At 65.4% G+C, this 26,890-nt stretch carries 16 protein-coding genes; 3 read left to right on the top strand and 13 right to left on the bottom strand.

What is annotated here, in order from left to right; translation table 11 throughout:
• Positions 1–107 precede the first annotated feature (107 nt).
• A complete protein-coding gene (locus ABQU90_RS20115; RefSeq protein ID WP_055852415.1) occupies positions 108–509 on the bottom strand; it encodes an antitoxin Xre/MbcA/ParS toxin-binding domain-containing protein in 402 nt (133 codons plus the stop codon).
• 231 nt (positions 510–740) lie between these two features.
• Between ABQU90_RS20115 and ABQU90_RS20110 the strand changes: the two genes are divergently transcribed.
• Positions 741–1,172: a hypothetical protein gene (locus ABQU90_RS20110; RefSeq protein WP_323521124.1), complete on the top strand. Its 432-nt coding sequence runs from the start codon at positions 741–743 to the stop codon at positions 1,170–1,172.
• A 106-nt stretch (positions 1,173–1,278) separates the two neighbouring features.
• Here the strand turns inward: ABQU90_RS20110 and ABQU90_RS20105 are convergent, their stop codons facing one another.
• The 3 genes from ABQU90_RS20105 to ABQU90_RS20095 form a co-directional block, all read right to left on the bottom strand.
• On the bottom strand, positions 1,279–1,605 hold the full coding sequence (locus tag ABQU90_RS20105; RefSeq protein ID WP_323520782.1) for a hypothetical protein: 327 nt from the start codon (positions 1,603–1,605) through the stop codon (positions 1,279–1,281).
• 126 nt (positions 1,606–1,731) lie between these two features.
• A complete protein-coding gene (locus tag ABQU90_RS20100) occupies positions 1,732–2,628 on the bottom strand; it encodes an RluA family pseudouridine synthase (RefSeq protein WP_323520783.1) in 897 nt (298 codons plus the stop codon).
• 243 nt (positions 2,629–2,871) lie between these two features.
• Positions 2,872–3,984 (bottom strand): pectate lyase family protein, encoded by a 1,113-nt coding sequence (locus ABQU90_RS20095; RefSeq protein ID WP_323520784.1) that lies wholly within the window; start codon positions 3,982–3,984, stop codon positions 2,872–2,874.
• Between the two features lie 793 nt (positions 3,985–4,777).
• Here ABQU90_RS20095 and ABQU90_RS20090 point away from each other — a divergent pair.
• Positions 4,778–5,614, top strand: coding sequence for a restriction endonuclease (locus tag ABQU90_RS20090; RefSeq protein ID WP_323520785.1), 837 nt, complete (start codon positions 4,778–4,780; stop codon positions 5,612–5,614).
• A 152-nt stretch (positions 5,615–5,766) separates the two neighbouring features.
• Here the strand turns inward: ABQU90_RS20090 and ABQU90_RS20085 are convergent, their stop codons facing one another.
• Positions 5,767–7,779, bottom strand: coding sequence for an AAA family ATPase (locus ABQU90_RS20085; RefSeq protein ID WP_323520786.1), 2,013 nt, complete (start codon positions 7,777–7,779; stop codon positions 5,767–5,769).
• A gap of 247 nt (positions 7,780–8,026) precedes the next feature.
• Entirely contained in the window at positions 8,027–8,719 is a 693-nt protein-coding gene (locus ABQU90_RS20080) for a hypothetical protein (RefSeq protein WP_323520787.1), read from the bottom strand.
• 150 nt (positions 8,720–8,869) lie between these two features.
• Here ABQU90_RS20080 and ABQU90_RS20075 point away from each other — a divergent pair, with 150 nt between their 5' ends.
• Positions 8,870–9,202 (top strand): hypothetical protein, encoded by a 333-nt coding sequence (locus ABQU90_RS20075; protein WP_323520788.1) that lies wholly within the window; start codon positions 8,870–8,872, stop codon positions 9,200–9,202.
• Between the two features lie 426 nt (positions 9,203–9,628).
• Here ABQU90_RS20075 and ABQU90_RS20070 read toward each other — a convergent pair whose 3' ends face one another.
• From ABQU90_RS20070 to ABQU90_RS20040, 7 genes are all read right to left on the bottom strand, one after another.
• Entirely contained in the window at positions 9,629–9,823 is a 195-nt protein-coding gene (locus tag ABQU90_RS20070; RefSeq protein ID WP_323520789.1) for a hypothetical protein, read from the bottom strand.
• A 194-nt stretch (positions 9,824–10,017) separates the two neighbouring features.
• The gene (locus ABQU90_RS20065) at positions 10,018–10,494 is read right to left on the bottom strand and encodes a hypothetical protein (RefSeq protein ID WP_323520790.1); all 477 of its coding nucleotides are present in this window, start codon (positions 10,492–10,494) and stop codon (positions 10,018–10,020) included.
• A gap of 147 nt (positions 10,495–10,641) precedes the next feature.
• Positions 10,642–10,932 (bottom strand): HigA family addiction module antitoxin, encoded by a 291-nt coding sequence (locus ABQU90_RS20060; protein ID WP_064507888.1) that lies wholly within the window; start codon positions 10,930–10,932, stop codon positions 10,642–10,644.
• 168 nt (positions 10,933–11,100) lie between these two features.
• Positions 11,101–13,707 carry an AAA family ATPase gene (locus tag ABQU90_RS20055; protein WP_407078718.1) on the bottom strand — a complete coding sequence of 869 codons (2,607 nt, stop codon included), beginning with the start codon at positions 13,705–13,707 and terminating at the stop codon, positions 11,101–11,103.
• Positions 13,708–14,293: 586 nt separating this feature from the next.
• Positions 14,294–18,172, bottom strand: coding sequence for an exodeoxyribonuclease V subunit beta (gene recB / locus ABQU90_RS20050; protein ID WP_323520791.1), 3,879 nt, complete (start codon positions 18,170–18,172; stop codon positions 14,294–14,296).
• Positions 18,169–21,573, bottom strand: coding sequence for an exodeoxyribonuclease V subunit gamma (gene recC, locus ABQU90_RS20045; RefSeq protein WP_323520792.1), 3,405 nt, complete (start codon positions 21,571–21,573; stop codon positions 18,169–18,171). Before recC ends, recB begins: the two co-directional genes overlap by 4 nt.
• 373 nt (positions 21,574–21,946) lie before the next feature.
• Entirely contained in the window at positions 21,947–26,695 is a 4,749-nt protein-coding gene (locus tag ABQU90_RS20040; RefSeq protein ID WP_407078719.1) for a putative Ig domain-containing protein, read from the bottom strand.
• Positions 26,696–26,890 lie beyond the last annotated feature (195 nt).

Here is a 26,890-nt window from a genome sequence, read left to right as displayed (position 1 = left end):
AGCAGTCGTCAGGTGGCTCTGGACGACGCGCCCATCACCGGTGTGCAGCGTGCACCGAGCACCGGCCACGTCCGCTAGGCGGTGAGTACAGTCGGTTTCTCAGCTGCTCACGCCGAGCGCTTGGGCAGCTCCCACTCCATCTGCTGGCGCAATACCAGCAGCAACACCTTGAGACTGCCGGAGCGGACCAATGCGGCGGGGGTCTGGCCATCCAGCGCGTTCATCGGCTCGCGAAACCAGCGGATCAGCGCCTCGTTATTGCCGCCGTGCAGTGCCCAGGCGTGGCACACGATCTCGCCCAGCGCCTCGATCCCGGCACCGCCCAGCAACTTGAGATGCTCCGGGCTGAATTTGAACAGCGACAGCACCAGCTCGGCGTCGGCGGCCTTGCCGTGATCGACCGCCATCTGTGCGCTGTGCGCGGTGCTGTAGCTGGACGGCTGCGCGCGCAGGGCTTCGGCCCGGCGCATGCCAATGAGCAGTGAGTCAATCAGGTCAGCGCGTTCCACGGTGCAGTCCGGCAGTGTCTAACGCGCACGCTAACGGTGCGGCTGACTGCGCTCAATCAGGAGTCTCCCGACATCCGCTGCCTCAGTCAGCCGGCATTGCCATCGGCAGTCTTTAACAACCGCCTTGCTAGCATCTGGGCGCGTTGCTGGTGGCGCCGGGTGACCCGGGCCGCCGTTTCTGGAGTGTCATCTCATGAGGAGTCGCCGATGAACTGGAAGTCCGCCGTTGCCCTGCTTGCCCTGTCCGCCACCGCCGTGCCGGCGCTGGCCCAATCCGACCGGCAAGTCGCCGAAGACATGATCACCCGCTCGGCCAATGTCTGCCCCGGCCACAGCACCGAGCGCACCAGCCCCACCGTCAAGGCCGTGCCCGTCGGCGCGCTGCGCGTGATGCTGGAGCGTGGCCTGGTGATGTGCCCCGACCGCCGCCTGGATGCCACCGCCCCGGCCGTGTTCTACGGGCGCCTGGGCGTGTTCGCCTGGAACCCGGAAGTACCCGCCGGCAAGACCGTGATCGTCAAGCAGATCGACACGATGACCCGCAAGGACGACTACCCGGTCGAAACGCTGGTGTGGGACGCCAAGGGCACCGCACTCAAGGAGCAGACCGTGCCGATGTTCGAGCCACGGCCGGGTGCGGCGGTGTTGTACAAGGTGCGTTGAAGCCATTCGGCGCTACGCGCCGGAACCGTTTCAGCCGGCATCCCGAGCGATGCCTGCACCCGCCGGGGCCGCATGCAGGCGCGCGCCCCGGCATCTGATATCTGCACTACCGCTTGCTACCGCGCGCTAGCGATACCCGCACTGCGCAATCATCGCTAAGCCGCTGCGCGTGGATCTGGTCGACGACCACGCGCGCCGCGCGTGCGGCATTGAAAATGTTCTCGCCCAGCACCGACAGGCTGGTGGCATCCAGTGGATGGCCGCTGCACACCGCTACCATGTCGCTCTGCGCAGTGATCGTGCGCAGCAGCGTGTGGAACTTGTCGATTTGCGCGACGGTGACGCCGAAGGTGAAGTCCTCCTGCATCGGTCGGTTATTCGCCAGCACGGGGTCTGGCCGCTTGGCGGTCTTGCGGTGTTTCAATGTCGTCATGGCACTCGCGCTCGACGTGTGCGGGCGGGATGCCCGCGAGCTCACGCTAGCGTGTTATCCCGGATATCTGAAAATCAGATAATGCGGGCATGTCTTAGCGGCACGCGTCGTTGTAGCGCCATCGCTTCAAGCGGTATGTATTGGTCCGACCGTCGCGGTGAAGTGCCGCGGTTCCCCCGTGAGCGGGTCATCGAATGCCAGCGTCTGCGCGAACAGCTGCAACGGCCGTTCTGGATCATCTGGCCGCTGGTCTTCCAGATCGGGATAGAAGCGGTCATGCAGGATCGGTGCGCCCAGCGCGGCCATATGCACGCGTAACTGATGCTTGCGCCCGGTGACCGGCTCCAACCGATAGGTCCACGCGTCTGCGCCGCGCGCAACCACATCGATCACCGTCTCGCTATTCGGTTCGCCCACGCACTCGCGCATGCGAAAGAACGGCTCGCCCGGTTCGAGTCGGCTGCGATGCACATACGGAAACGCCAGCCCCGGCAGCGGCGGCGCCACCGCCAGATAGTGCTTGCGGATGCGTCGCTCGCGAAACAACGTTTGATAGACCCCGCGCGTGGCCGGGTTGGCCGAGAACAGCACAAGCCCTGCGGTATCGCGGTCGATGCGGTGCAGCGGCACCAGCGCCGGGTTATCCAGGCGCTGAACCAACCGCGTCAATAGCGTCTGGCGCACGTACGCACCAGCAGGCACCACGGGCAGAAAATGCGGCTTGCAGGCCACGACGATATGCGCGTCGGCATGCACCACCGTTTCCGTTGCAGCGATGATCGGCTCATCCGCGACTTCGCGAAAATAATAGATCTCCGCGCCAAGCCGATACGGCGTGGCGACATCCAGTGCCTGCTGCTGGTCATCCAGCACGCGTCCACGCGCGAAGCGATCGCGCCACGTCTCAGCCGACACGCCAGGAAAGCACGCACATAGCGCCTGCAGCACCGTGTGCCAAGGGCCGGACGGCAGCTGGAACTGGCTGGCAGGAATGCCATCACGGGTCGGGCGGGGAGCGGACATGGCGACGGCAGCAGCGCACTCAAACAATTGAATGGGATCGTACCTTGCCGCACCGACTATCACTGCAACGTGCCTGCCTCGCTGATCGGGGAATGCGATTCCCAAGCGATCTCCAAGCAGCGCGTTGGTGGACAACGCATCCCCTGCCGCCTGGCTTGCTGGCACGCATGTGGCGTGCGCTCATCCCGACGCACGCATCGACACCATGCATGCGGCGCAGGCCCGCGCCTGCGCCGCATGCCGCTACAGCAGCCCGGTTCCTACGTCTGCCAGCACTGCGGCTGGCACCTCCGACGTCGGCAGCAGCGCGTACGCATACGGCGGCTTCCAGCCGATCGCCGTGTTGAGTGTGCAGACCATGGGCACGCCGTTGACCTGCGAACCACGATCGATATACCTGCCGCCACCGATGTCCTGCACCACATCCTTGCAGCCACTGGCGCCGCCCACCAGGAAGGTATTGTTCTCCGACAAAATCGCCGACTGGATCGCCACACCATGCGCATAGTTGAACGGATAGTCCGGATCGGCCTTGTCGCCCAGGTGCAGATTGTTGAATAGATGGATCTGGCCATAACGCCCACGCGGGCCACGTGATGCCACCGCGTTGAACAGCGAATCGTGGATGGTGACTTTCAACTTGCCCACATCACCACGGTCGGTCTTGTCGGTGGAGCCAATCAGCGTGTTCTTCTCGTGGTGATCGAAGAACGTGTGCGAGATGGTCACGTAGTTGGCACCATTCTTGACGTCCAGCGCGCCATCGTGATGTTGCACATGGCGGCCATTGGCGACTTCGTTGCGATCATCCAGCCGGCGTCCATCGGTGAACACCATGTGGTCGATCCATACATTGCTGGCACCGTCGATGGTCAGCCCATCGAACTCTGAATTCCAGTTACCCAGCTTGCCGTCGGTCGGATCCCACAGCGGCTCCGGATCCCAAGGGTTTTCGATGTTGAGGTTACGCAGGATGACATCGTTGCTCTTGACCAGCAGATAGCCCTCGATGATCCAGGCATCGGCTCCCACCCCGATCAGCGTAGTTTTGGCGGGAATCTCCAGGCGCGCGCGCTGCTTCATTTCGGCCTTGGTGGCATAGGCCACACCGCCACTGACGTCGATGACGCCTTGCACATAGATCAGGCGTCCGCCCGCACCGACCGGTGCGCGCAACGCCGTCCTGAGCGCATCGGCATCGGCGACCACGAACGTATCTGCCAGCGCCGCCGCGCTGCCGCCACGTGTCCCACCATTTTGTGTTGCCCACCCGGTGCTGGCCACCTCACGTGCAGGATCGGCCAACGCCGCCATGCTCGCCACACACAGGCACGCGCCGCAAACGGCGCGCAGCATCCCACTTCGCGCAAGAGTCTTGCTCGATTCGATCTTCATGTTGTCCCCATGACGCATGCAAGAGATTGCCTGCCGCACGCACGTCGCAAGACGAAGACGGCAGGCATGCTGGCCATCGGCAACACCACTGTTATTGCAGGGTGCCGCGATGGCGGGCGAAATCTAGCAAAACAGACTCAACCGCAAACGACTATTCACTTATAAATTGCGCGTGTGTTGCGTTTTGCTGCGCAGCGAACCCATCGCGGGTGATGGCATGCACACAAATCCACAATGCGCCGACGCATGTCACCCGAGCCATTGGGACAACGTTGAAGACATTGCGCAAAACGCACAGCGCCTGCATCGCTACGCGCGCTGTTTGGACGTGTACGGCGTCAAAAAAAAGACACGTCGAAGACCGGCCGCTTACAACTTGCCGACGCTGGCTTTGGCCGTGGCGTCCGCAGCCGCTTCATGCAATGGGATCGCGCTTTGCCGTGCCGATTCTCTCTGCAGGATGTCTCTCTCTCCGATCACGGAGGAAGACGTTCGAGCCATACCCATACGATGCGTTGGCAGACAACGCTCACACCAAGATCGACGACGCCGGGTTGATCGCATCCATACCTGCACGCGCAGGAGCGCGGCCAGACGCATAAGCGAGCTCAAGCTTTTAATGACAAATCTCGCCTTTTTCCGACCGCGTGCATCGCGCAGATCGTTGATGGGACGTTGTTCGTATCGGCAGGAGCGCTCTGCTGACAAAACACATTTCAGCAGCTATGGTCGAACTTGGAACGGGGGTTCTTGCATGGGACGCAGAAAGAAACAGAGCGGGTTTGAAGCGTTGGCCGCATTGCCGTGGCCAGCCGCCTTCGTTGCGGGAATCGCCGCGTATCTCGCAGTGCGCTACGGCATCGGCTGGTGGTTCTCTCAGCACGGCGGGATGCTGTCGCAAGGCATTGCCCAACAATCGAATGGCATGTTCGCGCCCTTGGCGTGGATGCTGCTCGGCATCTGCTGGCTCGCCGCGTTGTTCTCCTACCTGGACACACGCAGGCGGCGACGCTTTCTGGAAACACGCACCACGCTGGAGAGTTTGGCGGCCGGCGGCTGGCGCCAGTTCGAACAACTGGTGGGCGAAGCCTTTCGCCGACAAGGCTATAGCGTCGAGGAAACCGGCCTGGGCGGCCCCGACGGCGGCATCGACCTGATCCTGCGCAAGGACGGCCGCCGCACGCTGGTGCAATGCAAACAGTGGAAGCGCCAACAGGTCGGCGTCAGCGTCGTACGCGAAATGTTCGGCCTGCTCGCCCATCACCAGGCTGACGCGGTCAAGATCGTCTGTATCGGCAGCTACACCAATGATGCAGAGCACTTCGCCCAAGGCAAGCCGATTGAATTGATTGGCGGCGAGCAACTGTTGGGGATGATACGAGCGGTGCAACAGCAAGTCATAGCGCAGCCGACGGCGACAGCCGTGCGTATCGAGCCTGTCTTTGCTTCACCTGATTCCACTGCCTGCGCGGCCGTTGCCATCCCAAGCTGCCCACGCTGCGGCAGCGCGCTCGTGCAGAGAAGAAACCGGCGCACTAGCGAGAACTTTCTAGGCTGTAGTCAGTTCCCGAAGTGCAAAGGAACCGCATAAGTGAACCCTGACCCCCGTATTCAGGTGTTGCCTTGTCGTGGGGACAGAATGTCAGCGCTAGTATGCTTCTCCACGCGTCAATTAGAGGCTATTCAGCCCATAGGGCGGCGAAAACAGCTGCCACCCAGTGACCGCTACCCAGAACCATGAGGCTACTTCAAGGCCTTGTTGATCTTCTCGAACAATGTCTTGAACTGATCGCGCTCGGCTGACGTTAGATTGCTGGATGAATGATCGCGGGCCCACTTGACATAAGCCTTGGCCAGCTTGTACTTCGAGAATCCAGCATTGGCACTCAGTAGGTCGATGATGGGCCGGCCGGGCTGGGCCGCTGCATCGGCAGACACATCAATCGACAACGTGTCCCTAGCAATGCTGGTGAGCGTCTCCCGAAGCAGGTCTTCGACTTCTGGGCTCCCTACGGTACCGGAATACGCATCCTTGGTTCTCAAGATGCACTTGTTACCCAAGGTATGGACCAGTGTCTCCTGCTTCGCAGCCTGATCACCGGCGGAGTCGGAATCAAGCAAGGCCACAACTTTGAAATTTTGTGCGTGGAGGATTGTGGCGAAATAAACCACTTTGCTTGCGCTGCCCGCAGGCACCAATGCAATCTTTTCGTTGAGGTTCACCACGCCATCGCTGCGCAACATTGCCGCCGTAGCCTCAATGTACCAGTAGTCAGTCAATCCCTCGAGGACAAGGTTGCGTTCTTGGGTGAAAAGGCTGTGGGCCAAGTCATAGCCTAGGGCTTCCTGTAGCGGTAGCAGGGCCGCAGAGTCTCCCGAGCTCACCTTGGTGTGAACCTTGGTTCCGACCCTGCGATCAAGCATGTCGACTACTCTCACCAAGTCAAGCTCACCGGACCCAACGAGAAACGGCGAATGGGTCGTGAAGATCGTTTGGTTGCCCTCGGACAAGCGACTCAATGTCTTCTGGAACTCGCGCTGCTTCAAACCATGCAGGGACATTCCAGGCTCGTCGAGAAGCAGGATGGCGTTTTCGTATTTGTCGGAGGCTTCGGCGAAAAAGACTACGAAGAACGACACCAGCCACTGAAATCCTTCGGACCGCTGATGGAGCTCGATGTCGACCCCTACCTCGTCCTCCACTACCACCTTAAGGTACTGACCGTCGGCAAGGATACGCAACTTGTCCGCCTCGGCGCGCCCTTCGCGCGGACGCCAGACCGAACGGATCTCGTCAGTAAGCTTCACACTGGCCGCATTGAGTTGGTACGAACGCTTATCCAGTTGGTTGCGGTAGTTCTGCAACGCAGCGGGATCATTCTCAGCCGGAGGCGCCGTCTTTCCCAGATCGGAGAGTTCGCGCGCGGTGAATCCGAGCAGCTTTAGCAGGCAAACGTTGCCATAGTCATACTGGTCGTCATCGAGCACATTGCTGGCAAGTCGCTGCGCAAGATGGTCGAGCTGGATCAGTGGCCTGACCCGATAGTAATTGTTGAAGAGCACGAAGACAGGCAATTTGGCGTAAAGGGCCTTTAGTGCCGCATCACGATCGAGGTACGCCGTAGTTTCAAGGACGAGCCGATCGAACCGCTGTTCCTCGGCGACATCATTTTCATCGACCAGCGCCAGAGACTTATCTAACCAGGCTTTTAGCGAGGTAGCCCGCTCTCCCGTGATTGCAGTGGATGCAACCCATCCATTAGTGATCGCAGCAAGTTCGATGCTGGGTGGTACGCCACCAGGCGTCTTGGATTCCGCACGCGGATCAAGATGGGAGCAAAGTCGAGCAAAATCTTTTGAAATCGTACCGTAAGCGGGCAACGCAGGGGCATCAAGAAGATCGTGCCATAACTGGTTGTTTAATTTCCTTCCGCATCGGTACCGAACGCCATGCATACTGGCAGGCAGCGCCGCGCGATCCGCATCATCAAGCACGAATTCAACTTCAACCACAGTGACGTTCTCGACGTTGACCTTGCCGACCGAGATGTCGTTGTACTTGGCTCGCGGATAGTCGCGAAGCGCATCGAACTTTGGTACGCCCTCGGGCGGATTGATCTGCTGCAACGCCTGCAACACCGCTGTCTTACCCGCCTCGTTGGGGCCGACCATGATGGTCTTGTTTTTTTCGATTTCGAACCAGCCGGTGTCGATGATACCCCTGTAGTTTGTGACCTTAGCTCTCTGCAGTCGCATCCGCCGTCTCCCTATCTAATAGTTTGATGTCCCTCTCTCAATCAGCATACCCAAAAGAGCCTATTTGCCAAACAATTTGTTAAGCGCTCAGGCGTCTTCGTGGCGGACGCCACTACGGCGTTATCTCGACGATGACCGATTAACGGGGTCAGGTAGACTCTTTCTAGAGCGGGATCAGTTTCATTTCGGCGTACCTGCTCCGGTATAGAGCCTCATAATCCAACACTGCAACGATGACTAGGCCACCTCAGCTGACCCAAAGTACAAGTCCATTGGTGATCTTCCATCCGTCGCCTCCATGTGTCAGAAGGTATAGCGTGCCCGTGCCACATAGCCCGTCGCAACGTTGTTCGGCATATACCAAGGCGTGGGAGCCTCCATCGACGAGGACTGGCACGCTCAGTTGTAAGTACCCGGCCGTTCCCGGGAACGCCTTGTAGAAAGCCGCCCAGTTGAAGTCGACAAGCAAGGCATCGACGGCGGCTGTTGACGCTCCTTGAACGTAGGTGCTGTCAGGTAGCCGTACCGTCACTTGGCTGGCATTCGCCGAAATCAGTGCTTTTCGCGCTTGCTTGGATACAAATGCATCGACAGCGGAACCTGAGAGCAGCTCTTGGTTCAAACTTGAAGCGCACGGCTGCTGCGCTCTGGTACCTGCACACGTCTGCGTGGATCGATCGAGCAGTACAACCGGTTTACGTTTTGTAGCCGCATGGGAGTCTTTGTCCTTAGGCGGAAAAGGCAATCCGGGATATGGCTGATCTACGATCGCTGTCCATATAAGAATCATGTCCTGCGGCGATGGAGTTGTGGCCTGCTGCCGTTGCGCGGGCTGTTCAGACACTTCATCGAAATAAGAGGTCACTGATTTTGCAGACAGCGCTAACGCGGCGATTAGGATCAGGAGCAAGCTGGTAAAAGCGATGCGATACCAATTCACGCGTAGTCCGCTTCTTTTGATTAGGTCAGGTTTGATATTACCAACAGTGTGGGCCGCCTCTGCAGTAGCGCCGCCGTATTACGGCAGCCTTGACCTCCCATACATCCCCCACCGGCCATCCTCGCCCCAGCCTCAACTGGAGAACGCACGATGATGAAGTGGATGGGTACCGCGCTTGCCGCGGCGTTGCTGGTGACCGGGTGCGCCAAGGTGGAGGGCGAAAAGTTCGTCGGCCACTGGGTCAACGTGCAGACGCAGGAAGAGACGATGGACATCGCGCGTAATGGCGAGACCTTCATGGTCCGCAGCACCACGCCGAAGTTCTTCAGCCGCAAGCCCAAGACCGAGAGCTACCCGGCCGTCTACAAGGACGGGGCACTGCAGGTCACCAACGATGGCGAGACGGTGAACTTCGCCATCGATGAGACCAATGGCCACCTCAACACCGGCGGCGAGCAGTACCAGCGCGGGCCGGCCAAGTAAGGCCGTTGCCGCCAGCGCCCGCGTGCAGACGGTGACCGTCGCACGCGGGCGTTTTGCGTTCTGGGGCTGCCGGCGGCTGCGGGAGCTGCCGGCGCCGCTCCTTGAAAATGCTGCGCCTGACACGCCGCTTGTCCCCCGGCCTCGCTCCCCCCTCCCATTCCAGGGCGCACAAGCCGTAAAGTGCGCAGGCACGCCAGGGTCATGGCGCTGCCCGACCGATCAATCCAGCAACTACGAGGGTGTCATGAGCAAGGGGATGGACCAGAAGAAGAGCCAGAAGAAAGAGCCGGCCAAGACGCTGAAGGAAAAGCGCGCGGCCAAGCAGGAAAAGAAGGGCAAGTAAGCCGCACGGCCTGCCAGACGGCAAAACGGGGTCAGGTGGATCGCCTGACCTCGCGTCTTGAGAGAAGCGCTTTGCAAAGAGCTTCAAGCACCGCCCAGACGTAACGGGTGCGTAGCATGCTCACGGATGAAGCGATTCACCTCCGGCAGCTTGGCAGGCAGCGGAGCGCACAGGTGGCTGCGGTAACTGAAGAACCGAAAGCCCGCGCGGTACAGCCGCTCGACCTGGATCCACTGCACATGGTTGCGGGCCGGCGGCGCCTTGAAAGAGCGTCCCATCACGCACAGCGTTTTGCCGCAGCCAGGGCACGGTGCCACCTGGTCGCGCGGCGCAATCTTGAGACTTCTGCGGCACCCGAAGCAGGCGTGCGCCAGGCGATAGATGGCGCCGGTGACAGGCGGCTTTGCTCTCCGCGGCTGACGGGCACCGACTGCGTAACGCACTGCGGTGCGGTGGGCTTTGTCGGTGGAATTCATTGGCGGCCCCCCGTGCTGGCTGCATCGGGCTGACGCTGCACGACGTACCAGGTACTGCCATCGCATGACGCGATGCCGGCCCGATGCGTGGCGGGCAGTATCGCTGCGACCTCCCTAGGCAGAGCCTGCTGCCAATCCAGGTTGGGAAAGGTCGCGGGGAAGGTCGTGCCGTTCGGGTTGGCAGAGTGCGCGTAGATGCCGGTATCCATCGTGTCCGGACTGAGGTCCGCCCACAGTTGCACCGCTGCACCACGATGCGCCAGACGTGTCTCCAGGTAGCACAGCACACGCACTGCAACCGCGTTGACCATCTGCCGATGCTCAGCAGAGGAGTGGCCGCGGCCATTCCAGTCCACATGCGTATGCCACAGATCGAACCAGCTCTGCGGGGCCAACCGGTCGACCGCAGCACGCGCCTTGGCTTCTGCCCGCGCCCAGTAGCGCTCCATCCGTTTGCGACGACGTCGGTCCATCGGTGTGGTCCTGTTTCTAGAATTGATTACTGCCTACAACAGCCAAGCGTTGCAGCAGGCAGTGCTGCCTTACCGCGCAACGGTCAGACCAGATTCGCTAATCTGCTCTGGTTATGTGCTTAACGCGGCATGCTGAAAAAACGCGTATCACGCCGCCAGCCGCTTGATCCGTGACGGCAAATCGCCCAGCGCGCGGTGCGCTTGTTCCAGCTCGTAATCGGCTTGCAGGCCCAGCCAGAAGCGCTCGGTCGTGCCCAGCGCTGCAGCCAGGCGCACGGCGGTGTCGGCGGTGATGCCGCGCTTGCCCAGCACGATCTCGTTGATACGACGCGGCGGCACGCCGGTAGCCCGCGCCAGTGCGTTCTGGCTGATGCCCATCGGCTCGAGGAACTCCTCAAGCAGGATTTCGCCGGGGTGGATGTTGGGTAGGACTGTCATGGACAGATGCCTTGTGCTCAGTGGCGATGATCGCCGCGATTTTAGTGCTTGGTGGCATAGCTCTTGCCGTCGGCGGCAGTTATTCGAAAATTTCGAACAACTGTCTTCGGCTACAGCTCTTTGCCTGAGAACACTTTTCACTGCTGTCATCGCGCCGGCTTGCGTCCATCAGAACAACGACCCCTGCACGGGCGACGCGGTGGATGGTTCTGTTGCTGGCTTGGCAGGTGCCGCCTGCTGCTGCGCACCCAACCGCCACGCCAGGCCCGAGATGCGCGCGGCGTGCCGGGCGAGTGCGGCGCGGATGACCGCTTCGCTGCCGGCCAGGTGCAGGGCGCGGCGAGCGCGGGTGATGCCGGTGTAGAGCAGTTCGCGGCTGAGCACGCGGGCGTCGCGGGTGGGCAGTTGCAGCCAGACGTCGTCGAATTCGCTGCCCTGGGCCTTGTGCACGGTCATGGCGAAGGCGCTCTCGTGGGCGGGCAAGGTGGCGGGGTGGAAGCCGCGCACCTGGCCGTCGCCGTCGCCTTCGAACCAGGCGACCAAGGGGCCTTGGGCGCGGCGGTCGGCGGCGGGGTCGTCGCGGGTTGCGGTGCCGCTGGGGTGTGCTGAGCCGGAAGACGGGGCTGCGGCGGCGCGCGTTGTCACGGTGCTCGCATCGCTGCGCTCTGAGCTGGCGCTTGTGTCGTCGCGCCCCGAGAAGGGATTCGCGTCGCTTCGCCCCGAAGAGGGACTCGCGTCGCTGCGCAAACAGATGCCGACGTCGCCGTTGAACAGGCCGTGGCGGTAGCTGTTTTCGGTGATCAGCAGCAGGCGGCCCTGGAACCAGGGCGAGGCGCCGCCAAGTCTGCGGGCGCCGGAGCCGGTGTCGGCGAGCAGTTGTTCGATGCGGGCGTTGAGGCCGCGCGCGCCTTGCGGGCCGGCGCGTACGGCGGTGAGCAGGCGCAGGCGGCTGGCCGCGCGCAGGGCGGCGGCAGGGTCTTGCGCATCGGCCAGGGCGCGCCAGTGGGCCAGCAGTGCGTCGCGGCCGAGGGTGAGCGGGTCGTCGCCGTCTTCGTGGAAGTGCACGCCGGCCAGCTCGCCGCTGCGCAGCAGGGCCAGCGCGGTGTCGGCGTCGCCGGCGCGGATGGCGTCGGCCAGTGGGGCGAGTGCGAAGTTTTCTGCTTGCCGATAGCCGCGTAGCAGGTGCACGCGGTGGCCGGTGAGGCCGCTGCTGTGGGTGTGGCTGATGGTGTGGCTAACGGTCTGGATGCTGGCAGGCGTGCTGTCAGTGGGCGTGCTGCCGAGCAGCGGTTGCAGCGCGTTGGCGTCGTGCGGTTGCAGGGCATCGCCGGGGCCGGCGGCCTGCAGGATGGCGGCGAGCACGTCGCCGGCTTCCACCGAAGGCAGCTGGTCGGCGTCGCCGAGCAGGATCAGCTGGGTGCCATCGGCCACGGCTTCGACCAGCTTGCACATCAGCGGCAGGTCGACCATGGAAGCTTCGTCGACGACGATCAGGTCGAACGGCAGCGGGTTGTCTGCGTTATGGCGGAAGTTTGGCGAATCCGGGATGACGCCGAGCAGGCGATGCAGGGTGCTGGCGCCGGTGGGGAGGAGGAATTCCCAGGGCAGTGGCGGGCCCTCACCCGCCCTTCGGGCACCCTCTCCCGCAAGCGGGTGAGGGGAAACATCAGGGCTTGCTGCCTCCGCTTGCGGGAGAGGGGAAACATAAGGGCTTGCTGCTTTTGCTTGCAGGTGAGGGGAAACATCAGGGCTTGCTGCTTCCGCTTGCGGGCGAGGGGAAACATGCGGGCCTGCTGTTTCTGCCGCTTGCGGGAGAGGTGAAGCACCGAGGTTTGCTGCCTCTGTCGCTGGATGCAGAGGAGACGTGGCGGGGTTCGGCGATTGTGTCGTTGGCCTGGGCGTGGCTGCGTTGGGAGGGGGCGGCAGCTGGATGCCGGCGGCGATGGCGCGGGCGACGGCGGCGCGCAGGCTTTCGGCCATGCGCTCGGCGGCACGGCCGGTGGGCGCGGCCAGGGCGATGCGTGGCGGCGCGTGGCCGGCGGCATGGGCCTGGGCGATGCGCAGCAGCAGCAAGCGAGCGATGGTGGTGGTCTTGCCGGTGCCGGGGCCGCCGGTGATCAGCAGCAGCGCGCGACGCAGCGCCAGCGCGGCGGCTTGGGCCTGGCGGTCTGGGGAGTGGGACGGGGTCGGTGGCTTCGTGCCGTCTTGGTGGTGGGATGGCGCGGGCAGGCCCGACCCCTCACCCGCGCTTCGGGCACCCTCTCCCGGGGGGAGAGGGATTGGGTCCACAGGCTGAGCGGTTGGGGTCGCGTTTGGGAACAGCTGTGCGAACAACGGCGCCAGCACGTCGGCGTCGAACGCCGGCATGGGCTGGGCGGCGATGCGCTGCAGGCCCAGGGCCAGCCGACGTTCGTACTCGCGGTAGCGGCGCAAGTAGAGCAGGCCGTGTTCGAGGACCAGCGGGCAGTCGGCGGCGGCCGGGTCGTCGGGGTTCGGTTGGTCGACCCAGCGCGAGGCGGCCAGGGTGCGTTGCCAGTCGGCGGGGTCCGGGAATGCGGGCGATGGGCCGTCGCGTTGGTCCAGCAGCATGGCGGCGCGCGCCGGGTCCAGCCCGGCATGGCCGCTGGTGACTGCCAGCGACGCGAGCGCGGCGGCCGCCAGGACCTGTGGGTCGGTGTCTGGGGCCAGGCGTTGCAGGCTTTGGGCGAAGGCCAGATCCAGCGTGCGCAGGGCGCCGCTCTGGTGGAGGGCGGTCAGCAGGGTTGGAGGGCTCATGGGGTGGATGCCTGACTCGCGGACGTAGCGTCACTCCAACCCCCGCTCCGCGCCCCATTCCATTCCAGTGGCGCGGGCGCTCCAGGGCACGCGCGCCAGCGGCACGCAACCAGTGCCTGATCGCCCAGGGGGGAGAGGGGCTTTGATGGTCCGCTGGCGCAGGATGCGGTTCGACGGGTCATGGGGTAGGCGTCTCGCGCGATGGCCTGCGATTAAATTCACTTGGGCTCTGCGCCCAGGCCCACGCTTGTGGGGCGGGCACTCTAACGTGCGCGTTCCAGTGGCATGCGGACGCTGCCCTGGCGCTCTGATGAGAGACGGACGTGAGCCCGTTGCTGGTGAAGCACGTGGTCGGTTGGTTCATTGATCGGATGCTTCGGTGGCGGACGTACCCTCACTCCAACCCCCGCTCCGCGGCCCAGCCCACGCCAGCGGCGCGGGCGCTCCAGGGCACGCGCGCCAGCGGCGCGCAACCAGTGCCTGATCGCCCCGGGGGGAGAGGGGCTTTGGTACGTCGACGCTGACGGCCTGCGCGCTCTCCCGGAGGGACAGGGGCTTTGGTGTGTCGGCAGCAAGAGGCTGTGCGCTAGTGGGCATTGGGCGTGCCTGCGTTGCTGGAGGTCGGCTCCAGGACGCTGCCGGCGAACAGCGCGTCCAGGGCGTCGACCAGGGCCGGGTCGAAGCGCCAGGCGTGGATGCCGGGAGCGGGCGGGCCGGGCACGGCAGCGCTGGCGGAGCCGGGGTCGGCTGCGTTGCGGGTGGCGTCCAGGCCGCGGCAGAACAGGTAACGCACGCCGCCGAAGTCGCGGGTGTAGTCGTAGCCGCCACCATCGGCGACGTCGCCCAGGCGGAAGCGCAGCCAGCGGTGCAAGGCCACGGTGTAGATCAGCGCCTGCAGCTCGTACTCACTGTGCGCCATGGCGCGGGCCAGGGCATCGGCGTCGTAGCTGGGCAAGCGGTTGGATTTGTAGTCGAGCACATACCAGCGGCCGTCGACGGTGTAGGTGAGATCGATCAGGCCGGTCATCAGGCCTTCCAGGCGGTGGCGCGCGCCGAAGGCCTGGCGGTCGCCGACCACACCAAACCGATGCAGCAACGCCAGCAGCGCATCAACGCGGGTGGGCCGCATGGCGAAGTGGAATTCCATTTCGTTGCGGCGCTGCGGCTCGGGCACGGCGGCCAGGGCGGTGCCTTCGGGCAATACCACGGTGAGGGTGTGGCCGATCAGGGCGGTGAGCACGCGCAGGCCGTCGTCTAGGTCGTCCTTGGCGTAGCCGCCGCGTTGCAGGGCCTCGAGGATAGCGGTGGCCTGACCCTCGGGCGCGGGTTGGCCGGGCTGCCACGCGTGCCAGGCGGCAAAGTCGCAGCGCTCGAACACATCGTGCATCACCACGCCGAAGCGGTTGCCGGCAAAACGCGCATCGAACGGTTCGGCCTCGGTGGCCGCGGCAACTGCCACCGCCTCGCTGCCGGACGGTTCGTCGCTGCCGCCACTGCCGACTACGGTGGCGCTGGCCATCGGGTCGATGGCGGCACCGGCATCGGCGTTGGCCAGCTGGGTGAAGCTATAGACCCACCATTCCGGCGCGATGTGCCGCTGCGGACTGCGCGCCGGCGGCACCTGCGCTTCGAGCGGCGGCGGCAGGCGCGGCAGGTTGGCTGGCGGGGTGCTGGTGTCCACCACCACCGCGCCCTCGCCTGCCGCGCCTTGCAACGCATCGAGCGCGCGCAGCATGCCCGACAAAGCGGTGCGTTCGTGCTGATGGAAGCTGCCGCTGGCGATCCATAGCGCATGCTCGGCGCGGGTCAGGCCGACGTAGAGCAGGCGTGCGTCTTCGGCACGTTGTTCCTGCTTCCAGGCGGCTTCGGCGGCGCTCCAGGTCGGGTCGTCTTTCTCACGGCTCCATTTGGACACGTTCCAATGCAGCTGACGGCCGCTATCCGGCGCATGCACCACACAATGGCGGCCAGCGCCCTTGTCGCTGCGGCCGATGCCGATGTACGGCAGAAACACCAGCGGATACTCCAGGCCCTTGCTCTTGTGCAGGGTGACGATCTGCACGCGGCGCGCGTCCGATTCCAGCCGCAGTTGCTGGGCTTCGTCGTTGTCGTCGGCATTGGCGATGCGGCGTGCCAGCCAGTCCACCAGACCGTGCGGGCCGAGTGCGCGCACGTCGGCTTCCTGCAGCAGTTCGGCCAGTTGCAGGTAATTGGTGAGGCGGCGCTCGCCATCGACCAACGCGAGCAGGCGTTGCCCGTGCGTGGCGCCCAACTCGCCGATCAAGGCCAGCGGGCCGCCGCGCTGCCAGCGCTCGCGCCAGTCCAGTGCGTGCTGCTGCCAGCGGCGATGGCGTTCGCCATCGCGTTCCAGCGCGGCAATGGCGATGGCGTCTTCGCCGATCAATACCGTGGCCAGCGCGGCGCGCAGGCGGCTGTCGTCGCCGGGATCCAGCAAGGCCTGCAGCAGGGCCAGCAGTTCCAAAGCTTCGTCGGTGGCGAACAGGCTCTGCTTGCCGGCGGCAACCGCCGGAATGCCCATCGCGCCCAGTGCTTGCTGGATGCGCGTGGCCTCGCCGTGGCTACGCACCAGCACGGCGATATCGCCGGCCTGCACCGGGTTGCCGTTGATGGTGGCGGTGCCGTCGCGGCCACCGGCCAGCCAGCCGCGGATGGCGGCCACGCAGGCGGCGGTGGCCAGCTCGCGCGCGCGGCCGGCGCTCCAGGGTTTGGGCTTTCCTTTCGCAGGCGGCGGCGGTTCCGGCGCGCGCCACAGCGTCAGCGCCGGGGCAGTGGCGCCATCGCGCTGCAGGTCGGCATCGCTACGCTTGGTGCCGGCCTGCACCGGGTGGAAGACGATACCGTCGGTAAGGAAGGCCTCGGTGTAGCCGGCCTGCGCGTACAGCGCATCGATCGCCGCCAGCACGCCGGGGCGCGAGCGGAAATTGTGGCTCAGCGGTGGGGCCAGTTCGGCGGTGATTGCGGCGGCCAGATAGGTGCGCACATCGCCGCCACGAAAACCGTAAATGGCCTGCTTGGGGTCGCCGATCAAAAACAGCGCCGGCTCCAGACCGGCCGCACGTGCGAGCGGGCCTTCGCCGAATACGGTGGAAAAGATCGACCACTGACGGTCGTCGGTGTCCTGGAATTCGTCCACCAGCGCGATGGCGTATTGCGCGCGCAGGCGTTGCACCAGGGCATCGGCTTGCGGGCCTTGCAGCGCGTGCGCCACGCCATCGACCAGGTCGTCGTAGGTCTGCACACGGCGCTGGCGCTTGAGTAGCGCGAGCCGTGCGATGGCATCGTCGCGCAGGGCATGCAGCAGACGGATGCGGCGGCGTGTACGCCATTCTTCGACACGTGCCAACGCCGTGAGATAGCCATCGATTTCGTGGCTCATCGGCGAGGCCGGTGTGCGATCGAGGAACTTCTTGTTGGTGCCCGATGCCAGTTCGGCCGCGGTCAACTTGAGCAGCTTGGGATGCGGGGCGCTGTCGTGCGTTGGCGCGGCGGCGAAGCTGTCGAACCAGTGCCACAGCGCGGTGAGCCACTCCGGTTTGTAACTGACCTTGCTCAAGATGCCGCCATCGATGGCGGACATGATGGATTCGAAAAACGCCGTGCCATGCGCGTGGAATGCGCTTGCCAGCGCGTGGCGCGCATCGTGCACGGCCTGCAGCAATGCGGCGGCATCGTCGCTGCTGGCATCGGACGCTGCCGGCAGGATCGCCGCGTGCCGCACCAACGCGCGCAAATCGGTGGCCAGCGCAGGCGGGCCGCCCGACCACAGCGCGATCAAGTCTTCGGCCATCACCGCATCGGCCGCACGTTGGCGCCACAGATCGGCGGCCACTTCGCCCAGCAATTCGCGGTCGTTGGCGAGCAGTTGCGGCGCGGCGAAGGCCTGGCCGCTTTCCAGCGCATGTTCGCGCAGCACGCGCGCGCAGAAGCCGTGGATGGTGAACACGGCGGCCAGGTCGATTTCTTCTACCGCCTGCTGCAGGCGGCGACGCAAGGCGGCCGGGGTTTCATCGCCGTGGGCCAGATGCGCGGTGAGGATGGCGCGGGTGAGCAGGACGTCGGGCGCTTCCTGTAGGAGCGGCCTTGGCCGCGACGGGACGTCGGCGAGGTCGGTCGCGGCCGACGCCGCTCCTACAGACGCTGATGGCGCGTTGGATGCCTGCGTTACAGGCGGTTTGGTCGCGGCCAGGTCCGCTCCTACGACGGCATCGGGGACGAGGGAGGCGGCCAGCACCAGGCGTTCGCGGATGCGGCGGCGCAATTCCTGCGTGGCCGCTTCGGTAAAGGTCACTGCCAGGATCTGGCCGATGCGCAAGCCGCGTTCGACCACCAACCGGGTGAACAACGTGGCCAGGGTGAAGGTCTTGCCGGTACCGGCGCTGGCTTCGATCAGGCGCACGCCGTGCAGCGGCAACTGCAGATACGGGTCGGTCACGGGCGCGCTCATTCGGCGTCGTCCTGGGCGCCGTGCCAGTGCCGCCAACTGTCGATCAGACGCTCCGGGTCGAGCGTAGTGTCGGTGTTGCCGCGTTCGAGCAGGTCGTACACGCGATGGCTAGTGGTGGCGAAGTCGGTAAAGCGCTGCGCATCGGCAAACGGGTCGCGGCCGCGATTGACCAAGCGTAGTTCCGGGCTGTGCGACTCGCTCCAACCGAAGCTGGCCTGCCATTGCCCGGCGGCGTCCTTGATGGCCTTGTCCAGATCGTCGCTGCGCGCGGCCTGGTGGTATTTCCAACTGCTGTACGGCGCAAACGCCAGCGGCATTTGCAGACCGTGGCGATACAGCTGCAATAGCTCGCCCAAGGCATGTTGCGCCTGCGTCTGCGAGAGCGGTTCGGCATCGATGGGATACGGGCCCAGGCCGTCGTCCTGCTCGAAGAAGCGCACATACGGCACGCGCTCGCCGGCGGCGCGCAGCAGCAACCATTCCAGGCCGTGGCGGATCGCGCTGCGGCCACTGAGCGCGCCGACCTGCACGCGCCCCACGCCATCGGCATACCAGCCGGGCACGCGGCCGTGGACGTCGATATCGCCGATCTGCACCTGCAAGCGGCGCGACTGCGCCGGCGCATCGCCACGCCATTGCCGAAACGCGTCGGCATACGGGCGCAGCTGCGCCACACGCTCGTCGAGTTGACGGCGGCCGAGCGGGCCCGATGGCAGCAAAGCGCGTGCACGCAGCCGCTCGTACAACCCGTCCACTTCACCCGCCAACGCCGCCTCGAACACCTGCTGCTGCAACCCGTATTGATCCAGCCCGCGCGTGGGCGCGAGCAGCGGTTCCAGATCGCTGTCTTCGCTGGCCGGGTCGGGCAAGCGCATGCCCAAGCGATGGCGCAAAAACTGCCCGGCCGGGTCGCCGAACAAGCGGCGTAGATCGTCGATGGACACGCTGGTGGGCACGGCGATGTGATCGGCCGGCAGCGCATCGGCCACCCACGGCGCCAGCGGCTGGCGCTGGCCGGTGAGGCTGTCCACGGCCGGGCGCCATTGCCGGCGATAACTGAAACGCCGCGGGTCTGCGCCGTCATCGCCCAGCGCACCGAATGCGGCGGCGGCAAACGGCTGCAACGGGTGATGCACCACCAGCGTGTCGATCGCCGTTGGGTGGGCGTGGTACTGCGCCGCGCTCGCCAACAATTCGCTGACCAGCACCGACGGCTCGCGCACGCTGCCATCGCGCGCATCGGCGCCGAGATAGCTCAGATAGAACACGTCCTGCGCAGAGGCGAACAACTGCAGAAACAAAAAGCGGTCGTCCTCGCGGGTGGAACGGTCGCCATGCCGGCGACGCTCGGTGCCCAATTCTGCGGTGAGCCGATTGAGCCCGGCGGCCGGGTCGCGGCGCGGGAAATCGCCATCGTTCATGCCGAGCAAACAGATCGCGCGGAACGGCAGCAAGCGCATCGGCACCATGCGGCCGAAACTGATGCCGCCGGTCAGCAGCGGCGCACGCGTGTCCGACTCGCCCAGTATCGCTTCAAAATGCGCACGCACCACCTCGGCCGGCACCTTGCCGGCGTAGTGCGCGCGCTGCGCATCGCGGGCGAATTGATCGATCAGGCTGCGCAACCGATCCAGCGCGCGCTGCGCGCGCGGGGCCGATGGCGCGGTGGGAATCAACGCATCCAGCAGCTCGAGCAAACGCTCGCGCCAGTCGACAGGCGGCATCGGCTCGGCCAGCACGGACTGATGGCGTTCGAGCACGCGCAGCAACCGCATCAGCGTGTCGAGTGCGGTCAGTGCGCTGCCTTCCAGCTGCGGCCATGGCGCCACGCCATCGATGTCGTCGTCGGCGCCGCTGGCATGGCCGAGTAGCAGCCGGTCCAGCGCAAAACGCCAGGTGTAAGCGTCATCGCCCGGCGCCTGATGCTGACGCCGATGCAACGCATCCAGCCCCCAGCGCGCGCCGGCCGCGTGCAGCCAGGTGCGCAAGCGTTCCAGCCCGGCGTCGTCCAGCCCGGCGGCCTCGGCGATCGGCGCGCTGGCCAGCAAATCGAGGATTTCATGCAGCCCAAAGCGTGCGATCGGCAACTTGAGCAAGGTCAAAAACACCTCGGCCAACGGCTCGCTCGCCAACGGACTGGCGTCGGCCAAGGCGTACGGCAATGCATCGTCGCTGCCATGGCTGCCGAACACCGCCTCCAGATACGGCACATACGGGTCGATGTTGGGCGACAGCACCGCAATCTCGCGCGGCTGCAAGGGCGGGTCGAAGCGCGGGTCGTCGAGTAAGGCGCGTAACTGGTCGTGCAACACCTGCAGCTCGCGCAAGCGCGTGTGGCAGGCATGCACTTGCAGGCTGGGGTCGTGCAGATTCACCGCCGGCAATGCCGCAGGCACGGCGGGTGCGCGACGATGGAACAGATCGCTCTGCATCCGCCGCAGCAGGCTGTCGCCCACGCCGCCATCGGCAAGTGCGCGACGGCCGGTGTCGAGCGGGTCGGCGTAGGCGGCGATCTCGGCCAGTGGATGCACCACCTCGTAATCGCCCACCAGCGCCATGAAATCGCGCCCGGCCGCTCCCCACGCCTGCAGCAACGGGTTTTCCTGCACTTGATCGACGAATAGCTGCACTGCGCCGTCTTCGCGGCGGCGCTGCCACAGCGTCTGCAGATCGCCCCAGTAGCCTTGCGTGGGCGTGGGCAGATAGAAATGCAGCGTGCCCACGCGCGCTTGCGTGGCCAGCACGCGCAGCACGTCGGGCGAGATATTGAGGATGGCGAAGGCGAACAGGCGCGTCGGCAAGCCCTGCGGCAACGGCCCATCGGCGCGCGCGTAACGGTCCAGATACTGGCCGATGCGACGCGCGCGGTATTGCCGCCCGCTGGCGATGCTGCGCCACAGCCGTGCCTGCGGATCGTCCGGATCGGCGCCACCTTCCCAACGCAGCAGCCAGTCGCGTCGCCATGCCTGATACTTTTCGAATACGTTGCCCAACTCGCCGGCCAACGCCCATGGCTTGAGCACATCGCCATCGGCCAGATAGCCGGCCAGCGGCGCCAGCGCGGCGTCGCTGCCCAGATCCGATTGCAGCGTCGCGTACAGGCGCCACTGCGTGGTCGCCATGTCCAGGTCATCGTCGGCCGGGCCGAGGTTGCGCTCCAGCGCGCGCGCCACGAATTCGCCCGGGGTGAGAAATTCCAGATTGGCCGCCACGCCATGCTCGGCGGCTAGCGTGGACTGCAGCCAACGCCGCATCGCCACCTGCGGGATCAGCACCACCTCCGGCTGCAACACCGGCTGCCCGGGCACTGACCGACGCAGCTCCTGCGCGAGCAAGGCAGCCAGGGTATCCAGCGCATTGGAAGGATAGAGACGAAAATCGGGCGCGGAGGTGGCGTGCATGCGTGCGGCATTGTGCCGGATGGCGAGGGAATGCGCTGTCGACCTGCCTGATGCGCGCCAGTCGATGCCCGCCAGTCGATGTGCGTCCACGTGCTACGCAGAGGCGCGACATCCGCAACATGGCAACTGCGATCAGGCGAGCACGGCCAGTGGCAGGGATCGGTGTCGCCATCGCCTGCTTAAGTGAAGCCTACGCAGCGTCATGCGAGCCATGCTGAGCGCGACCTGTCGCCTGCCCTGTGCATGTAAGCCAACCGCAACCGACACGCACCGCGGTGCGCCCTACCTGCCACTCCTGCACGCGCCACAAACGCGATGGGCCGAGCAGTGCCCGGCCCATCGCATTGCCTTTACTGCGGCGCGTGCGGCGCGATCAGTATTTCTTTTCCAGATTGATCATCCAGGTCTGGTCGTTGCCGCTGTCGCCGTCGGTGATGCCGCGGTATTCCAGCCGCGTGGACAGGCCTTGTTCGGTCAGCAATGCCGCGCCGATGCCCACCATCAAGCGGTTGCGATCGAACGCGCTCTGGCCGGTGCGATAGAACGGCCCGCCAGACAGATCGGCATAGCTCAGGGTGGCATCGCCACGGCCCTGGAAGTCGCGCTGATATTCCACCCGCAGCTGCGGAGTCAGGCGGCCCCAGCTCACTTCGCGGCGCCATTCCAGACGCAGGCCCAGGTTACCGGTGGTGGTGGCCACATCCATGTCGGCATAGCGCAACGCGAACGGTGCCACACCGTCTTCGCTATAGCCGTCCAGGGTGGCGCGCGAGACATCCAGCCGCGCATACGGGGTGATCTGCAGGCTGTCGCGCTGCAGGTCCGCACCGGTCGACAGCGACGCGATCCACTGCTTGCCGTCGCGGTTGCCTTCGGCAAGCGAGCCATCGTCGGTCACATAGCGGCGCAGGTCGTACGACAACAGCTGGTAACCGACCAGGGTGTCGAAGAAGAACGCCTTGCCCGGATGGAAGCTGGCATACACGGCCATGGTGTACGCGTTGGCCTTGCTATGGCTGCCGTTGTTGCCCACGTCGCTGTCGTCGCGGCCCCAACCCAGGCCTGCACCGATCGCCAGCGACTGCGCCACCCGGTAATCCGCACCGACGCTCAAGCCGTCGGTCTGGAAGTCCACACCGTTGCTGCTGGCCTGCCGGTTCAAGCTGCCCGAGCGGATCGCACCACCGATCCACAGACCCAGATCGCCCTGCCCTTGACCCTGCGCGGTGCCGCTGGACGCCACTGCCGGCGCATCGCGGAAGTCGTTATCGGCATCTTGCGTGTCCGGGCTGCACGGCTGCGCACTGATACCGCGCTCGGCCTGGCGGCAATGCGAGGTGGGCTGGAAGCTCACCGCATTGCTGAAGCTGCCGCCGCCGCGATGGGTGGCCTCCAGACGGCGTTGGAAGTTGTCGATCTGCGCGCGCGCAAACCGCCGTGTGGACTCGGACTGCGCATCGATCAACCCACGCACTTCCGCATCCTGGCTCGGGTCGCGGCGCGGTGCGATGTTGAACACCACGCTGGCCGGCGCCGAGGTGGCGAACGCGTTGGACAAGGTGAACTGCACCGTCGCCTGGCCGACAAATGCCGGGTTGGGCGTAAAGGTCAGCGTAAAGGTAGGCACTTCGGCCATCGCGGTCGCGGCCGGCGACAGACCGGAAGCGCGTGCCGCCGATGCGGTGGCGGCACCGCCGACACGGGTGATGGTGGCGGTACCGGCCGAGGCCGGCAGCACCGAGACCACCGCGGCGGCCACGAACGGCCCGCCGGTAGCGTTGCGGGTGATATCCACCTGCTGCGCCTCGCCGGGCACCGCCTCTGCGGTCACCGACACCGCAACCGGCCGCGCGTTGACCGTGATGGTCAGCGTGGTCGCCGCCGAGGTGCCGCCACTGCCGGTGGCGGTGTAGCTCACCACATCGGTGCCGATGAAACCGGCGGTCGGGGTATAGACCAGCTGCAAGCCATCGACCACGGCAGTGCCGTTGGTGGGTGCGGTGGTGATGGCGATCGCGGTGATGGTGCCGGTGTCGTTGCCGGTCACCGCCACCGTCACTGCCGTGCCATCCATGGTCGCGGCGGTGTCTGCAACCGCCACCGGGGCGGCGCTGCCCACGCTGAAGCTATAGGCCTGCGCAGCGCTGGCGGCACTGGCATCGGTCACGGTGATGGTGAAGTTGCTGACGCCTTCACCGCTGGGCGTGCCCGACAGCGTGCCATTGGCGGCCAGGGTCAAACCAGCCGGCAAGGTGCCGCTGGTCACCGCAAAGCTGTAAGGCGCCACGCCACCGGACACGGTCAAGGTCTGGCTATACGCGGTGCCGGTGACTGCCGGCGGCAGCGTGTTCTGCCCGATCACCAGCGTGGCTGCGCCGATGGTCAACACATAAGCACGCGAGGCCTGCGCCGCAGGACTGGGCGTGCTATCGGACGCGGTGAGCGTGAAGTTGAAGCTGCCCGACACCGTCGGCGTGCCGCTCAGCCCGCCGGTCGCGGTGTCCAGCACGATGCCCGCCGGCAACGCGCCGGCGCTCAGCGCATAGCTGTACGGCGCAGTGCCGCCGGTGGCCGGGCTGATCGCTGCCGTGTACGCCTGCCCTGCCGTGCCTGCCGGCAAGGTGGATGCGGGCAGCAGCAGGGTCGGGCCGGCCACTGTCAACGCATACGCCCGCGTCCCGGTGAAGCTGTTGGCATCGCTCGCCTCAACCGTGACGTTGAAGGTGCCTTCCACCGTCGGCGTGCCCGACAGCGTGCCATTGCCGGCCAGGGTCAGGCCACCCGGCAACACGCCAGCGGCGATCGTGTAGCTGTAAGGCGCAGTGCCGCCGCTGGCGCTCAACGCCTGGCTGTATGCCGTACCACGGGTTGCAGCGGGCAGCGTGGTGGGCGCCAGCACGATCGTGGGCGCGGCGATGGTCAGCGTGTAGCTCTGAGTGGCAGTGGACGGCGTACCGGTCGTGCTGTCGGTGGCGGTCAGGGAGAAGTTGTAGGTACCAGGTGCCGTGGGCGTGCCGCTGAGCGCAGCGGTCCCGCTGTTGAGCGTGATACCCGCCGGCAGCGCACCGGCACTGAGCGTGTAGGTATACGGCGCGATGCCGCCGCTCGCCGGCGTAATGGCCGCCGTGTAGGCCTGACCGGCGGTGCCGGCGGCCAGCGAGGTCGCCGGAAGCGTGACGGTGGCGCCGGCAACCACCAGGGTGTAGGCGCGGTTTCCGGTTGTCGGGGCGCCGCTGTCGGTCGCCCTTACCGTGAAGTTGAAGCTGCCGGAGGCGGTGGGAGTGCCGGACAGCACGCCGGCAGCGCTCAAGGTCAGCCCGGGTGGCAACGCACCGGCAGTAATCACGAAGGTATAAGGCGCGGTACCGCCGCTGGCCGACACCGTCTGGCTGTATGCGCTGCCTGCCGTCGCTGCCGGCAGCGACGCCGGTGCGACGGTGACCACCGCATCGTCGTTGACGATGGTGCCGGTGCCGGTGGCGCGCGCGATGGACGCGTTGCTGGCGCTGGACAGGCCCACGGTGAAGGTTTCATTGGGTTCGACAGTGTTGTCGCCGCTGACGGTGACGACCAGGCTCTGCGCAGTGACGCCCGGCGCGAAGGTCAGCGTACCCGAGCGGGAGACATAGTCGCTGCCGGCAATGGCGGTGCCGTCGGCGGTGGAGTAGTTGACCGACACGGTCTGGCCGCTGGCCGCGCTCAGGCTCACGGTAAAGGTGAGCGTGGTAGTCCCGCTATTGCCTTCGTTCACGCTGACATCGTTGATCGACAACGCAGGCAGCGTATCGTCGTTGACGATGGTGCCCTGACCCTGCGCGTCGCTGACGGCGGCGCCAGCGACGTTGCTGACGTTGACGAAGAAGGTTTCGTTGGGCTCGCTGAGCGTGTCGCCGTTGACCAGCACGGTGAAGGTATAGCTGCTGCTGCCGGCGGGAATCGTCTGCCCGGTCAGGCTGGAAGCGGAGTAGTCCACGCCTGCGGTAGCGGTGCCGTCGGCGGTGGCGATGTCGAAGCTGACCCCGCCGGCGCCGGCCGGCTGGCTCAACGACACGGTGAAGGTGGCATTGGTGGTGCCGGCATTGCCCTCGTTCACGGAGACGTCGTTGATCGACAGCAACGGCTGGTCGTCGTTGAGGATGGTGCCGGTGACGCTGTTGGGCGAGCCCACGCTGTAGCCGCTGCCTGCGCTCAGGCTGATGTCGACGGTCTCGTCGGGTTCGACGGTGCTGTCGGCGGTCGGGTTGATGGTGATGGTGCCCGTGGTCTGGCCGGCGGCGATCACCAGCGGCGAACTCACGGCCGCGTAGTCGGTGCCCGAGGTCGCGCTGCCGCCAACGCTGTAAGCGACTGACACTGCGCTCGCCGGCACCTGGTCGAGCGTGACGGTGTAGACCAGATTGGTGGCGCCGTCCTCGGCCACACTGACCGGCGACAAGGTGATCGACGCGGTGGGCAGATCGTCGTTGAGGATGGTTGCGGTGGCGCTGGACGGGCTGCCGACGGCATAGCCGGTGCCGCTGGCTACGCTGACCACGACCGTCTCGTCTGCCTCCACCGAGGTATCGGAGACCGGAGTGACGGCGAAGCTGGCCGAGGCAGTGTTGGCGGGCACCACGACGCTGCTCACCGAGCCGGTGTAATCGACGCCGTTGGTGGCGGTGCCGCTACGGCTGAGGTTTACCGTGGTGGCCGTACCGCTGGTCTGGCTCAGCGTCACCGTATAGGTGAACGATGCGCCGCTGTCTTCGTTGCGACTGGCCGGGCTCACCGCGATGCTGGCCGACAGCGACGGGGTGATGGTGATGTTGACGGTGATGATGTCGCCCCGACCATCTTCCAAGGGGAACGTATCGCTGGTGGCGCTGTCACCGTTGTGGGTGTAGGTGACGATCTGCGTGCCCTGCGCGCCACTCGGATTGGGCACCATGAGCATGCCGTGCGGAGGTTGCACGCCGTTCCAGCCAACCCCGATATCGTCCGCACCGGTGCCATCGCAGGTCGTCACATCGATCTGTACCGAGCCGCCCTGCACCACGGTAGCGTTCAGCGTCGGGCAATAGGTCGAGGCTTGCGCCATCGCCCAGCCTGGCGCCAGGAGCATCATCGCGAACAGGACAAACATCACGGCCAAACGGGCACGGCCGCCGGTGGCGTCCGCTAAAAACCTACGCTGCTTGTTCACTGTCCACACCCCTGGAGCGCGCCATCCCCGGCGCCGGCAACGATCCTCGTGCCTGAAGGCAATGCCGCCCCGGAGGTTTCCTCCTCCGACATCGCGAGCGTATTTGAACAGGAACTGACTGCGAAATAAAGAACG

It is taken from the genome of Xanthomonas sp. WHRI 10207 (genome assembly GCF_040202975.1).
Taxonomy (GTDB): domain Bacteria; phylum Pseudomonadota; class Gammaproteobacteria; order Xanthomonadales; family Xanthomonadaceae; genus Xanthomonas.
This window is presented reverse-complemented; position numbering and strand designations above follow the sequence as displayed.